Raw genomic sequence first — 13,266 nt, forward strand, 5'->3', positions numbered from 1 at the left:
GCGACTGCGCGAGATCGAAGGCCCTCCGGTACCTGTGGGCCTCCAGGGCTCAAGTAGAGCCGGGGGCGACCGGGTGAGCGCGCGGGACGCCGCCGAGCGGGTGGCGCTCGCAGGCGCTCCGGCGTACGGGGAGCAGCCGGGGTGCTCCGGCAGGCGGCCGCCCTCAGGGTTTGACAGCGTGCAGCACGTGCATGCCGCGCGGGCCGATCTCGTGGTGCCGGACCCGCAGGCCGATCGCGGCGCACTGCTCGTCCAGCCATTCGGCCGTCAGACGGAGCTTGGGGTACGCGCTGGTCTCCAGGCGCCAGCCGTCGCCGTCACGGGTGTGCAGCAGATCGTGGACGAGCACGGTGTCCTCGTCCACGTACTCCAGGAAGCAGGTGAGGATCCGGTCCGCCGTGCTGCGTACCGGTAGGAAGCGGTCCGTGCCCCGCGCCACGTGCCGCTGCTCGCGGTAGGTGGCGACGAAACTGCCGCCCTCGGCGAGCACATCGCAGATCTCGACCAGCAGCGCCAGGACGTCGGCGCGGTGGGGGAGATGCGGGAGGGTGTCGCCCAGACACAGCACGGCCTCGGCGGATCGGGAGGGGACGGTGGCGAGGTGGGCGCGGATGTCGTCGTGCACCGGACGTACGGCCTGCGCCGCTCCGGTCCTCCCGGCGTGCCGTACGAGCTCGTCGAGCAGTTCTTCGCTGGTGTCGACGGCTGCGACGTCGGTGAAGCCGAGCCGTGCCAGGGCGACCGCGCCGGGGCCCGGCCCGGCGCCGAGGTCCATCGCGAAGGAGCCCGCGCCCGGCTGCTTCCGTGGCAGGCCCAGCCCGCGCAGCAGTTCGAGCTGGGCCGTCACGGCGGCCTCCGGATCGCCACCGAGCATCCAGGTGTAGTGCGGGGCGAGGAGGGAGGCGTAGTGCGCCTGGTACCGGGCCTCGTGCGCGGCTGCGGAGGTCATGGTCGGTCGTCTCCTTCTGTGGGTCCGGCTGTGGACGGGGGCTGTGCGGGGTGGGCGCCCGCCACCGCCGACTCTCCGGTGCGCACCCAGGCGGCCAGATCGGCGAGGTAGACGTTGGACAGCGACGACTCCAGCGCGCGGCCCAGGGCGGCCCGGTAGGTCGGGGTGATCTCGGCGTACCACTGGCGCCCCAGCAGGGTGATCCGGGCGGCGACGGCCCGCCCGTCACCGGGCGCGGCGGCCCGTTCCGCCAGGCCGCGCCCCTCCAGCCGGGCGACGAGTCGCGTCACGCTGCTGTCCTTGAGCCCGATCCGGTCGGCCAGCTCCCCCATGCGCAGGGCCGTCGCCTCCGCCTTCTCGACCCCGACCCCGCCCCGGTCTTCGGCTTCGGATTCGGCGTCGGCTTCGGTGTCGGCGCGGCCCAGTGCGCACAGCGCCCGGTACTCGGACAGCGGGAGTCCGTGGCCGCGCGAGAGGGTCTCGTCCAGCTCGCGTTCGACCCGACCCAGCAGCCGTACGGCCATGCACCAGCGGTCGTCCTCGTCGTCGTCCGCCGGGCGCGGCGGCGGCTCTTCCTCGTGCCCTGCCGTGTTCGTCACACCGGGAGCATAGGGGAAGCTAGTTGCTTGTACAAGCAAATAGCTTCGGTCTCCGCGCCGGTCTCCGCGCCCGTCTCAGCAGGCGGTGGGGAAGGAGGCGCTCAGCAGGAAGCCGTCGTCCTCGGTCGGCCCCGCGTGGCAGGCGCCGCCGAGCAGCAGCGCACGCTCCCGCAGACCGAGCAGCCCGTGACCGCCCTCCGGGTACTCCTGCGGCTCCGGCGCGGCAGCGGGAGGACCGTTGCGCACCTCCACGGCGAGCTGCCGGCCCGCGCCACCGGCACCGCCCAGCCGCACCGCGACCCGGACGACGGCACCGGGCGCGTGCTTGCGCACGTTCGTCAGCGCCTCCTGGACCGTGCGGTACGCGGCACGTTCGACGGCCTCCGGCAGGGCGGCGGGCGACTCCAGCTCCGGGTCGAGGTCCAATGTGACGTCCAGCCCGCTCTCCCGCGTCAGCACGGGCAGGTCGACCAGCCTGGGCTGCGGGGCCGTCCCGGTTCCCGTACCGCTGCCGGAGCGCAGGGCGCCGACCATGTGCCGCAGCTCCGTCAGTGTCTTGACGGCGAGCTCGCGCACGGTCTCGGCCAGATCCCGGGACCCGTCGTCGCGGCAGGTCGCGCGCAGGGCACCCGCCTGCACGCTGATCAGGCTCACCTGGTGTGCGACCACGTCGTGCATCTCCCTCGCCAGCCGGGCCCGTTCGACGGTCACGGCGCGTTCGGCCAGCAGCTCCGCCTCCCGGTGCCGGGTCGCGGTGAGCTCCTGGACCCGTTCGTGCAGCTGCCGCCGGGTACGGGTCCAGCGCCCGAACACGGCCGGCGCCGCGCCCTGGGCGCACGAGTCGAGCACGTCGAGGACGTCCTGGCGGCCGAAGGACGGGGCGAAGCCGTCGAGGGGGTAGGGGACGTAGTGCGCGGTGGCCAGCGCCACGGCACCGGCCACCGCCCAGCCGGTGCCGGCGCGTCGGGAGGCGACCGTGTAGAGGGCGATCAGCGGAGCGAACCAGATGTAGCCGACGTAGATCCCCAGCAGCGTCACCACGAGCACGGCCACCGGCCACCGGCGCCGGACCAGCAGGGCGAGGGCGGCCGCCAGGGACACCCCGAGCTCCAGGCCGGGGCGGGCGCCGTTGACCAGGAACGCGTCGGCGAGACCGAGCGCCACCGGAAGGAGGAGGGGGACGAGGCCGTGTATCCGGCTTCGAGCGGGCGCCCGACCGTTGGGGGGCTTCACGGCGCCGTGCCGCCGGGAGAGCCGTCGGGAGAGCCGTCGGGAGAGCTGTCCGGTGAGTGGCCCGAGAGCCGTCCCACCAGTCCGGCCCGGTCGGCGAGGACCGCCGCCTGCACCCGGTTGACGCCGCCCAGCTTGGCCAGCAGCGCGCTCACGTGGTCCTTGACGGTGCCGTGCGCGAGGTGCAGCCGCCGCGCGATCCCGCTGTTGGACAGCCCTTCGCCGACCAGGGCCAGCACTTGCCGCTCGCGGTCGGTGAGGGCGGCCACCCGGTGCCTGGCGTCCGCGTCGGGCCTGCCGCCCAGATAGCCGCCGATCACGGCGGGCGTCACCCCGGGGGCGAGCACCCGCCCGCCGTCCGCCAGCACCCGCACGGCATGCACCAGCTGTTCGGGCGCGGTGTCCTTGAGGAGGAAGCCCGCCGCGCCCGCGTGCAGCGCGGCGCCCAGATACTCCTCCGCGTCGAACGTCGTCAGCATGGCGGTCCGCGGCGCCTCGGGCAGGGCCTCCAGCTCGCGCAGTACGGTCAGCCCGTCCACGTCCGGCATCCGGATGTCCAGGAGCAGCACGTCCGGACGGTGGGCCCGCACCGTGTCGACCGCGGCGGCGCCGCCGCAGTCGGCGACCACCTCGATGTCCGGCGCCGTGCCCAGGATCAGCCGCAGCCCGGAGCGCACCAGCTCCTCGTCGTCCACGACCACGACCCGGATCACCGTCGCGCTCCTTGCGTCCTGTGCCTGCTGCTCCCTCCCCGGACCAACTCCTCCCCGCCCTTCGGAGAGGCTACGGCAGGGCGGCGGGCGGCCGGTGCGACCTGCAGAGGAGATCGGTGTGTCCGCCACCCCGCCGGTCGGCGGGGTGGGCTGTGGCCCGGCGGGGGATCCGCTCCCGGCGCTCACGCCTTGGACACGACGCGGTGCTCACGCCGGTCGCCACCACGCGGCCTTCACGCCTTGGTCGCGACGCCGATCACATGGGCGAGGCGCGGTGTGAACGCGCAGGGCGCGAACGGGAAGCGGTCGGCCCGGTCCAGGGTGAAACCGGCGGACCGGATGGCGGCCTCGGTGTCGCGATTGGGGTGGCATCCGCCGCCCACCCGGGCCCACAGCGGTGTGATGGCGTCCTGCACCAGACCGCCCAGCCGACGGCGTGACCGTACGTGCTCGTAGTAGCGCAACTGCCCGCCCGGGCGCAGCACCCGCGCCGCCTCCGCCAGCGCGGCGCCCGGGTCGGGAACGCTGCACAGCACGAGGGAGAAGACCACACCGTCGAGCGTCCCATCCCCCGCGGGCAGCGCACCGGCCTGCCCCGCGACGACCGTGACCGGCACGGGCGCCGCGGTGGCCGCCTGCCCGGCGGCGGCGCGCAGGGTGTCCTCCGGTTCGAGGGCGACGAGTTCGGTGACCGCCGAAGGGTAGTACCGGAAGTTGCGCCCCTGGCCCGCGCCGACCTCCAGTACCCGCCCGCTCAGCCCGTCCAGCAGCTGCCGCCGGTGAGCGCTGCCGCCGCGCCGGTCCATCTCGGCGGCGATCCTCAGGTACTGGCGGGCGAAGCCCGGATGCTGCAGGTCCCGCCGGGTGGGCGGCGTGGCGTCCGTGTTCACGGGCACTCCTCGCGTGCGTCGGGTACGCGGGCCGCGGCGCCCCTTCCGGCCGTCCCGCGGCTACGTAGTCGAGCACCGGGACGGGATCCGGGCAAGGGACCCGGCGGACGGCGCACCGGAAGAGTGAGGGAGGAGCACTCACCATGGCAGCCCGGTGGCGTCGGCCCTGGGCGTCGGCCCCGGGCGTCGGTCCTCGCGTCAGTCCTGCTGGGCGCCTGTCGGCAGCTCGCGGATCTTGAGGTTCTTCGCGCTGTCGGAGCCGAAGCCGTGGTCGAGCAGCTTCGCGGCGTCCTGGTAGCGGTCCTTGCTGTTCAGCACGGTGCCCACCAGGGTCTTGCCGTCGCGGGTCGCCGCGAAGACCAGGCACTTGCCCGCCTCGTCGGTGGTGCCCGTCTTGATGCCGATGGCACCGTCGTACGCGCCGAGCAGCTGATTGGTGTTGGTCCAGGTGTAGGTGCGGGTGCGGCCGTTGGCAGCCGGGGCGTCGCCCTTGTACTTCTCGGTCCCCACGACCTTCCGGAAGGTGTCGTTGTGCAGGGCGTGCCGGGTCAGCTTCGCCAGCTCGACGGGCGTGCTGGAGTCGTCGTGAGTGCCGTCGAACGTGCCGAACGTCGTCTTGTCCAGGTGCAGTCGGCGGGCCGTGGCGTTCATCTTGCCGACGAACGACTTGACGCGCTGGGCTCTGGTGGCGCCGGTACCGAAGGTGTCCGCCAGGGCGTACGCGGCGTCCGCGCCGGAGGGCAGCAGGGAAGCGTAGAGCAGCTGGCGGACGGTGACCCGGTCGCCGGTCTGCAGGTCCGCGGTGCTGGCGTGGTGCTCGGTGACGTAGTCGCGGTACTGCTGGCGGACGGTCACCTTGCGGTCCAGATCGAGGTTCTCGGTGTCCAGCACCACGGTGGCGGCCATGATCTTCGCGGTGCTCGCCATCGGGCGGGGCTTGTCGGCGTCCTTGCCGTAGAGCGAGTCGCCGCTCCCGGCGTCCACCAGCGTGGCGCCCTTGGCGGTGACCGTGGGCGCCGGGTCTCCGGAGGTGACGGCCTTGGCGACCAGCGGGGTGCCGACGAGCAGCGTGCCACCGACGGCGACGGCGGCAACGGTCTTGCGTACGGTCAGAAGTTTTGCAGTCATGGAGAAGCGCTCCGCATCTGCGCATCGTGGGGGGAACTGCGGTGCTGCGGGCGCACCGGAAGCGCCCCGGGTCGTGGCGTGTGTGCGTAACCAGCCCTGGTGATCGGGTTGGACACCGGTGTTTGATGGCTGGTCCGGTCGAAAAGTTCACGGCTCCGGGGAGCGAATGGTTCAAGGGGCTTCGGGGCTCGAACCGGCGCGGATCCGCCCACGGCGCGGGCGCACAACGCCGTGGGCCCCGACCGGCGAACGGTCGGGGCCCACGGTCGGTCCGCTATTGCGGTGTTGAGCGGACAGGTGCCCGAGGCGGCGTACGGGCTCAGCTGCCCGGGGCGGTCGTCCGGCTCAGGCGCACGCGATCACCTGCTCACGACTGGACGAGGTCGAACCGGTCGAGGTTCATCACCTTGTCCCACGCCGCGACGAAGTCGGTCACGAACTTCTCCTTGGCGTCGTCGCAGGCGTAGACCTCCGCGAGCGCACGCAGCTCGGAGTTGGAGCCGAAGACGAGGTCGGCACGGCTGCCCGTCCACTTGACCTCACCGGTGGCGGCGTCCCGGCCCTCGAACGTGTTCTGGTCCTCGGAGGTCGCCTTCCACGCCGTACCCATGTCGAGCAGGTTGACGAAGAAGTCGTTGGTCAGCCTGCCCGGGGTGTCGGTGAAGACACCGAGCTTCGACCCGTCGTGGTTGGCACCCAGCACGCGCAGGCCACCGACGAGAACCGTCGTCTCGGGCGCGCTCAGCGTGAGCAGGTTCGCCTTGTCCAGCAGCAGGTACTCGCCCGGCAGGCGGGCCTCCTTGCCGAGGTAGTTGCGGAACCCGTCGGCGTTCGGCTCCAGCGCGGCGAACGACTCCGCGTCGGTGTGCTCCTCCGTCGCGTCGACCCGGCCCGGGGTGAACGGCACCTCGATGTCGACGCCGGCGTCCTTGGCCGCCTTCTCCACCGCCGCGCAGCCGCCGAGCACGATCAGGTCGGCAAGGGAGACCTTCTTGGCACCGGCCCCGGAGTTGAACTCCTGCTGGACGCCCTCCAGGGTGCGCAGCACCGTCGCCAGCTCGTCGGGGTTGTTGACCTCCCAGCCCCGCTGCGGCTCCAGGCGGATGCGGGCACCGTTGGCGCCGCCGCGCTTGTCGCTGCCGCGGTAGGTCGAGGCCGACGCCCATGCGGTGGTGACCAGCTGCGAGACGGACAGCCCCGAGTCGAGGAGCTTGGCCTTGAGGGCGGCGATGTCCGAGGCGTCGACGGTCTCGCCCTCGGCCTCGGGCAGCGGGTCCTGCCACAGCAGGGTCTCTTCGGGTACCTCCGGGCCCAGGTACAGCGACTTGGGGCCCATGTCGCGGTGGGTGAGCTTGTACCAGGCCCGGGCGAACGCGTCCGCGAACTCCTCGGGGTTCTCGTAGAAGCGGCGGGAGATCGGCTCGTAGACCGGGTCGAAGCGCAGCGCCAGGTCCGTGGTGAGCATCTGCGGGCGGTGCTTCTTCGACGGGTCGTGCGCGTCCGGGACGATCTCCGGGGCGTCCTTGGCCACCCACTGGTGGGCGCCGGCCGGGCTCTGGGTGAGTTCGTACTCGTACTCGAAGAGGTTCTTGAAGAACCCGTCGCTCCACCGGGTCGGCGTGGCGGTCCAGGTGACCTCCAGACCGGAGGTGATGGCGTGCGGGCCCTTGCCGGTGCCGAAGCTGTTCTTCCAGCCGAGGCCCTGCTCCTCCATCGAGGCCGCCTCGGGGTCGTTGCCCACATGGTCGGCCGGGCCGGCGCCATGGGTCTTGCCGAAGGTGTGGCCGCCGGCTATCAGGGCGACCGTCTCCTCGTCGTTCATCGCCATCCGGCGGAACGTCTCGCGGATGTCGCGGGCCGCGGCGAGCGGGTCCGGGTTCCCGTTCGGGCCCTCCGGGTTGACGTAGATGAGGCCCATCTGGACGGCGCCGAGGGGGTTTTCCAGCTCGCGGTCGCCGGTGTAGCGCTGGTCGTCGAGCCAGGTGGTCTCGGGACCCCAGTAGACGTCCTCCTCCGGCTCCCAGACGTCCTCGCGGCCACCACCGAAGCCGAAGGTCTTCAGCCCCATCGACTCCAGGGCGACGTTGCCCGTGAGGATCAGCAGGTCGGCCCAGGAGAGGCTCTGCCCGTACTTCTTCTTCACCGGCCACAGCAGCCGGCGGGCCTTGTCCAGGTTGCCGTTGTCCGGCCAGCTGTTGAGGGGGGCGAACCGCTGCTGCCCGGCACCGGCGCCACCGCGGCCGTCGCTGATCCGGTAGGTGCCCGCGCTGTGCCACGCCATCCGGATCATGAGCGGGCCGTAGTGGCCGAAGTCGGCGGGCCACCAGTCCTGCGAGGTGGTCAGCACCTCCGCGATGTCCCGCTTCACGGCCTGGAGGTCGAGGGACTTGAAGGCCTCGGCGTAGTCGAAGTCCTCACCGAGGGGGTTGGCCACGGCGGGGTTCTTGGCGAGGATCTTCAAGTTGAGCCGCTCGGGCCACCACTGGCGGTTTCCACCACCCTGGGTGGGGTGCAGGGCGCGACCGTGCGCGACGGGGCAGCCGCCCGTCTCCTCCGGCTTCTCGTCTGTGACGATCGCGTCGTGGTTCTCAGTCATGGGAATCCTTCCGGACTGGGCGGATCACGGTGCTCGGGAAATGCCGGTGGTGGAACAGCCGGGGCACAGGCTCCCGTGAAGACCGCCGCCTTCTCGACCGGGTCGCGGATGCGGTTGTGAGCGGGCCAACTGCTGAACCGTCACGTGTTTTCCTGCTGTGTCCTGCCCCTTGGCTGTCGCTGGAGCCGATCCTACGATGGACCAATTCCAAGTCAATACGGAAGCCAGACCCGTAAGGATTTCCCTCGGCAGACGATGGTTAGGCTGGTGGTCATGAGTGACCTGCTGGAACGGCTGCGCGGACGTGGCTGGCGGATGACCGCCCAGCGCCGGGTCGTCGCCGAGGTGCTCGACGGCGAGCACGTCCACCTCACCGCGGACGAGGTGTACACCCGCGCCACCGCCCGGCTGCCGGAGATCTCCCGCGCCACCGTCTACAACGCTCTCGGTGAGCTCGTCTCGCTCGGCGAAGTGCTGGAGGTGGCCACCGACGACCGGGCCAAGCGCTACGACCCGAATGCTCACCGGCCCCACCACCATCTGCTGTGCTCGCGCTGCGGCACCATCCGCGACGTGCACCCCACCGGTGATCCGCTGGCCGACCTGCCCGACTCCGAACGGTTCGGTTTCACCGTCTCCGGCGTCGAGGTGACCTACCGGGGACTGTGCCCCGACTGCACCACCACCTGACCCCGCCCCGGCGCCCGGCCTCCGGGCCCCGGTCCCCATTCGCCCGTCCCCGCAGCTGTGACCCTTGGCTGTGACCTCAGGCCGGGAGGCCGGCCGACGTCCGTGACCGACCGGAGACGGCTGCCGGCGGCCGGGAGCGGTCGGGCGCCGTGCTGGCCGCCCCGCACCGCGGGCGACACGGCGGCGGGATGTCGCCGATGGGGCACCAAGGCGTGTCACACGGGTGATCGGCCCGACGACGAGGATGAGCCGCTTGGCGCGCAGGTTCTGCCCGGCGCGAAACGCCGGCAGCCGCAGCGCGGCGGTGGGGTTCCGGACCGAGCGCCAGGACCCCGACTGATGTTGGTCCGCCCGTCATCAGTCCCGACGGACGGCTCACCCTTCACGCGCCGGACGTCGAGCCGCCGGGCCTCCGCGTGGACACCACAGGCGCCCGTCGGCCCGCAGATGGTTCGAGGCCGCCTTCCTCGGCATCGACCAGGGCGACCCGGTGACCGCCTGGCTCTCGGATGTCCTGCACGTGCGCCGCCGACCCGTCCGCGTGCCACCACCGGAACACGAGCACTGACGGCCGGACACCGGGCAGCTCCGGCCACAGACGGCAGCACACTGCTCCTCGTCTCGGGCTCGACCCTGGGCCTGCTCAACCGCAAGTAGACCGAACGCGGTGCCCAGGCCCTGCCGATGAGCCGCTTCCGCCACCCCGTTTCGGCGACGGATTCACGCAGGGTGATGAGGACGCCAGCCTTCCGGGTGCTACATCCGTCCCCAGGTGGGGCCGGGGGCCCTTATTCGAGACAAATGACCTGCGGCGGAGAGGACCAGGCCACCGCTGCTGAGGGGGCGATGAGCTACAGCGAGTTGGCGGAGGCGAAGGCAGCCATGGACCTGCGCAATGGTTCGGCGGCGTCTTTCGGTGCCAGGCGGGTGTCGAGTCCCAGCACTTTGATGATCCCCATCAGCCCACGAGGGCCCTCGATGCGCAGGTTGCGATGGACGGCGCCTTGGGGCGACGGGTACACCACCAGAGCTACCGGATGGTCCGGGTCGGTGTATCCCACGATGTAGGTGAGGAGCTGGTGCCGGTCGGTGGAGTCGACGTTCTTCTCCGCGTATCCCTTGTACTTCGCGTCCACGGCGAGGAAGCGTGACTGGCCCGTGCCCTCGGCCAACGGCGGAAAAGCCATCAGCACATCGGGACGGAAGGGCGGCTTACGGTCCCCGATCCCTCCGGAGGTGACGATTTTGCCTTCTTCCATGCGCGCGGCCCTGCCGCCCAGCTCGGTCGCCGCGTCGACTGCCATCCGTTGGACGACGTTCTCCCAGAGTCTGTCGAGTCTGAGCAGGAGACTCTTTGCGCCGTTGCCGTAGGGGTTCAGCAAGTCGGTGACTCCACCACCTCCGAGCACCATCCGGGCCCAGGCGTGCGCCGGGCGGTAGTGCAGGTTGAGCTGTGTGTACTGCGCCCTTGCCAGCAGGGACAGCGCCTCCATCGGCTGGCGGAGCGTGGGGAATCGTGCGGCGGTTTCGAGCAGCATCTGAGTCTGGCGAGGGTCGGTGGATCGCTGTGAGGCGACCGTGAGGGCGGCTCCACACACCAGGTTCTCCCAGCTGCCGTCCTCGTATTCAAATGTCTGCAGATGAAGCCGGTTGACCGCGCCGTAGCAGCGAGTCGCCTGCGCCTCCACGTCGAGCCGGCCCCGCAGCGTGGTGTCAACGCTCCGGCGGAGTACGTAGTCCCTGCGCAGCCCCTGCTCCAGCAACTGGCGGCATTCGTTCAGCAGCGCGGCCGGCACCAATCCCGCGTACCCGTCTCGGCCGATGGGCCAGTTCCGCAGGGTTTCGTTCGGCTCGGGTTGGCGGTTGGCATAGCAGAGCCAGTGGATGAGTCGCCTTCCCTCGACGGGGAGCTTGGGCTGCAGCACCAGGCGCACACGGGAAAGTTGGATCACTCCGGAGGTATCGCCCGCTTTGAGGGCATAGCCGTGGCGGTTCCCGGAGATGGAGACCGCTTTGAGCTCCCGAAGCTTCTTCAGGTCTTCTTCGGACAGCCTGGAGTGCGGGACGGTTTTGGAGGTGAAGCCGGTCAGCACCACTTCAGGCCGATCGTGCATGGATGTCACCTGGCTACTCCCCGCCCCAGGCGTACGCTGTGCTGTCGCCTGCGGCCTCCTTCCCTGCGGCCTCAGCGGAGACGAATTCTTTGGCCAGGATGCTGGGCAGGTCCTGTGGGTTGGTCTGAATCACCCTGCCGGTCCCGTCGTCCACCAACGTGCCGAGCACACTCTGCAGCAGCTCTGGACGACCCAGGCAGAAGGCGGTGACGGACGGCACGATCTCGTGGTGGAAAGCATGCGACAGCTGTTCTGCCGTGACGAGCGGGCGGTCGCCGGAAAGGAGGAAGGCCTGCCCGATCAGATGGTCCGGCCCGAACCTCGCCTCGAGCCTGGTATTCAGGCCCTCCAGAAACTCTGCCAGGCCCAGTCCTTCGACTTCACCGTCCAGGGCATCCAGGTCCGGCGGCACGTCGACGAAAGCGAACCGACGCCGGATCGCGGCGTCCATATGACCCACGCTGCGATCCGCGGAGTTCATGGTGCCGATGAGGCGGACGTTCGGTGGGACGGTCCGCTGCCGCCCGCTTGTGGGCAGAGTGACGGAGACGGAGCCGCGCTTGTCGAGCTCAAGAAGAGTGATCATCTCCCCTAGGATGCGAGGCAGATCACCGCGGTTGATCTCGTCCACGATGATCAAGAAGGTCGTATCGGGTGCCTGTCTGGCCTCCTCACATACCCGCAAGAACAGCCCGTCCGTCAGCTTCAGATGGAGCCCGGCCCCACTGGCCGCGGTGTCGGGCTTGAAGCCTTCGACGAAGTCCTCGTATCCGTAGGACGGGTGGAAGGTCACCGTGGTCAGACGGGCGGCCTTGGCTCCCTCGGGCACCGAGGACAGCTCGGCGAGCGCTGCCGCGCGGGGCTCTGGGGCTGCCTCGACCAGGTCGCCTCGCCCGGCCATGGTGAGCGCGACGCTGAGTGCCAGTCTCGTCTTCCCGGTGCCGGGCGGGCCTTGGAGCACGACTTGGCCCTTGTGATTGAGGAGTTCCCGTACTGTACGCACAGCTTCGGGAAGGTCGGCGTCGGAAACCGTGGCGTCGGAGTAGCTGGGGAGGAATGCGGTCTTGGCCTTCGCCGAAGGTCCGGGCGCAAAGGGGGGCGGTGCGAGGGTTCGGCGGCCGAGTCTGATCTCCCGCATAAGGGTGGCGGGGACCTTGACGAGAGTTTGCTGCCAGGCGTGCCGCGGCGAGCCGAAGAGCTGGGCGAAGGAGGTGTCCCACTCCACGCCTACGGTGTGCCGGTGACTCTCCAGTTCGGAGTCGAAGGAGTACCCGCCCATGACGGTGCCGACCGCCAGTACTTCCGACTTGCCCCGGTTGGCGACGAGGAGGTCGCCGGGTTCCAGGTCGCGGAAGGCAAGCAGTTGCCGGGCGAGCCGTAGGTTCCCGCCGGTGCTGTAGGGAAAATACTTGTCCAGAGCGTCCTTCAGCTCCCGGTCGCTCTCGAACTCGACGAGGCTGCCCACCTCGTCCCACCCGACACGGATGCGACGGTTCTCGAGGCAGTCGTCCCACAGGGCAGCACGTTCCCCGGGTGCGATCTTCCAGACCACCCGGTCACTCGGCCGCGGATCATGGAATGCGTACAGATACTGCATCACCTCGTGCGGACGCCACCCCTCGAACGCGGGCGTCCTTCGTACGAGGCCGAGGAGCTCCCGGTTGGCCCGCCAGGCACGCACACCCGAGGAGTACTGGTGTGGCCTGCCGCCCAGCAGGGAGGTGAAGTAGCGGAGGTGAGAGGAGGAGAAGATCGGGAGGAACTCGTCGGGGAAGTAGACCGCCAGCGCCTTGGTGGTCAGCGCTTGTCCGTAAGACAGCGATTCCAGTTCGTCAATGTGGTCGTACGCGCCCTTGGACGCCGCGGCAAAGGCCGTCACGAAGTCGCCGCGAACTTGGAGCCATGCCTCGTGCGGTTCCATGTCGCGCAGGGATGCCGGTACGATCCTCCAGCTACCCTCTCGGTGCTGGAAAATGATGTGCTTCGCCGCGCTGCCGCCCCGGATGCTGCCGAAGGTGTCCGTTCCGTACTCCATCAGGCGGCAGAAGGAGCGCCCCGGAAGGGCACTAACGTCAGGTCCCAGTGCATATCGAGTGAGCGGCAGTTCGTCCCACCTTTCCAGCGGGAAGTCCTCCAATACCTGGTGCCGTTCCTCCTCGGCCTTGTCGGCCAACGCCCCAGCTTCCTCACGGTCGAAGCGTGCGGTCCGCTTCGTGAGGCCATCGTGGAATTCCCCACCCTCAGTCATACGGACATTCTTACGCATCGCGTCCCCCGCCGGTTCCGTGTCGGCTCGTTTCCGTACACGTGACGGATACGGGGAGCGGCTTCGGGTGCACTCTGGGAGCGCCAGTCCG

10 protein-coding genes are annotated in these 13,266 nt (G+C 70.4%); 1 reads left to right on the forward strand and 9 read right to left on the reverse strand.

What is annotated here, in order from left to right:
* Nucleotides 1-163: 163 nt before the first annotated feature.
* From JW613_RS05470 to katG, 7 genes are all read right to left on the reverse strand, one after another.
* Nucleotides 164-949 (reverse strand): class I SAM-dependent methyltransferase, encoded by a 786-nt coding sequence (locus JW613_RS05470; RefSeq protein WP_209209534.1) that lies wholly within the window; start codon nucleotides 947-949, stop codon nucleotides 164-166.
* Nucleotides 946-1,548 (reverse strand): MarR family winged helix-turn-helix transcriptional regulator, encoded by a 603-nt coding sequence (locus JW613_RS05475; RefSeq protein WP_307865795.1) that lies wholly within the window; start codon nucleotides 1,546-1,548, stop codon nucleotides 946-948. Before JW613_RS05475 ends, JW613_RS05470 begins: the two co-directional genes overlap by 4 nt.
* Nucleotides 1,549-1,623: 75 nt before the next feature.
* Entirely contained in the window at nucleotides 1,624-2,712 is a 1,089-nt protein-coding gene (locus tag JW613_RS05480; protein ID WP_307865796.1) for a sensor histidine kinase, read from the reverse strand.
* Between the two features lie 65 nt (nucleotides 2,713-2,777).
* Nucleotides 2,778-3,491 carry a response regulator gene (locus tag JW613_RS05485; protein ID WP_307865797.1) on the reverse strand — a complete coding sequence of 238 codons (714 nt, stop codon included), beginning with the start codon at nucleotides 3,489-3,491 and terminating at the stop codon, nucleotides 2,778-2,780.
* 233 nt (nucleotides 3,492-3,724) lie between these two features.
* Nucleotides 3,725-4,381, reverse strand: a complete 657-nt coding sequence (locus JW613_RS05490) for a class I SAM-dependent methyltransferase (RefSeq protein WP_209209536.1) — start codon at nucleotides 4,379-4,381, stop codon at nucleotides 3,725-3,727.
* A 198-nt stretch (nucleotides 4,382-4,579) separates the two neighbouring features.
* Complete coding sequence (locus JW613_RS05495) at nucleotides 4,580-5,509, reverse strand: D-alanyl-D-alanine carboxypeptidase family protein (protein WP_209209537.1); 930 nt, start codon at nucleotides 5,507-5,509, stop codon at nucleotides 4,580-4,582.
* 367 nt (nucleotides 5,510-5,876) lie between these two features.
* Nucleotides 5,877-8,105: a catalase/peroxidase HPI gene (katG, locus tag JW613_RS05500; RefSeq protein ID WP_209209538.1), complete on the reverse strand. Its 2,229-nt coding sequence runs from the start codon at nucleotides 8,103-8,105 to the stop codon at nucleotides 5,877-5,879.
* Between the two features lie 273 nt (nucleotides 8,106-8,378).
* Between katG and JW613_RS05505 the strand changes: the two genes are divergently transcribed.
* The gene (locus JW613_RS05505) at nucleotides 8,379-8,795 is read left to right on the forward strand and encodes a Fur family transcriptional regulator (protein ID WP_209209539.1); all 417 of its coding nucleotides are present in this window, start codon (nucleotides 8,379-8,381) and stop codon (nucleotides 8,793-8,795) included.
* 851 nt (nucleotides 8,796-9,646) lie between these two features.
* On the opposite strand, the gene JW613_RS05510 is transcribed toward JW613_RS05505, so the two are convergent.
* Together JW613_RS05510 and JW613_RS05515 are read right to left on the reverse strand one after the other, a co-directional pair.
* The gene (locus JW613_RS05510; RefSeq protein WP_245225121.1) at nucleotides 9,647-10,909 is read right to left on the reverse strand and encodes a 5-methylcytosine restriction system specificity protein McrC; all 1,263 of its coding nucleotides are present in this window, start codon (nucleotides 10,907-10,909) and stop codon (nucleotides 9,647-9,649) included.
* 13 nt (nucleotides 10,910-10,922) lie between these two features.
* Complete coding sequence (locus JW613_RS05515) at nucleotides 10,923-13,157, reverse strand: McrB family protein (RefSeq protein ID WP_245225031.1); 2,235 nt, start codon at nucleotides 13,155-13,157, stop codon at nucleotides 10,923-10,925.
* Nucleotides 13,158-13,266 lie beyond the last annotated feature (109 nt).

Origin of the sequence: Streptomyces smyrnaeus, from assembly GCF_017676345.1 — a bacterium.
Classification (GTDB): domain Bacteria; phylum Actinomycetota; class Actinomycetes; order Streptomycetales; family Streptomycetaceae; genus Streptomyces; species Streptomyces smyrnaeus.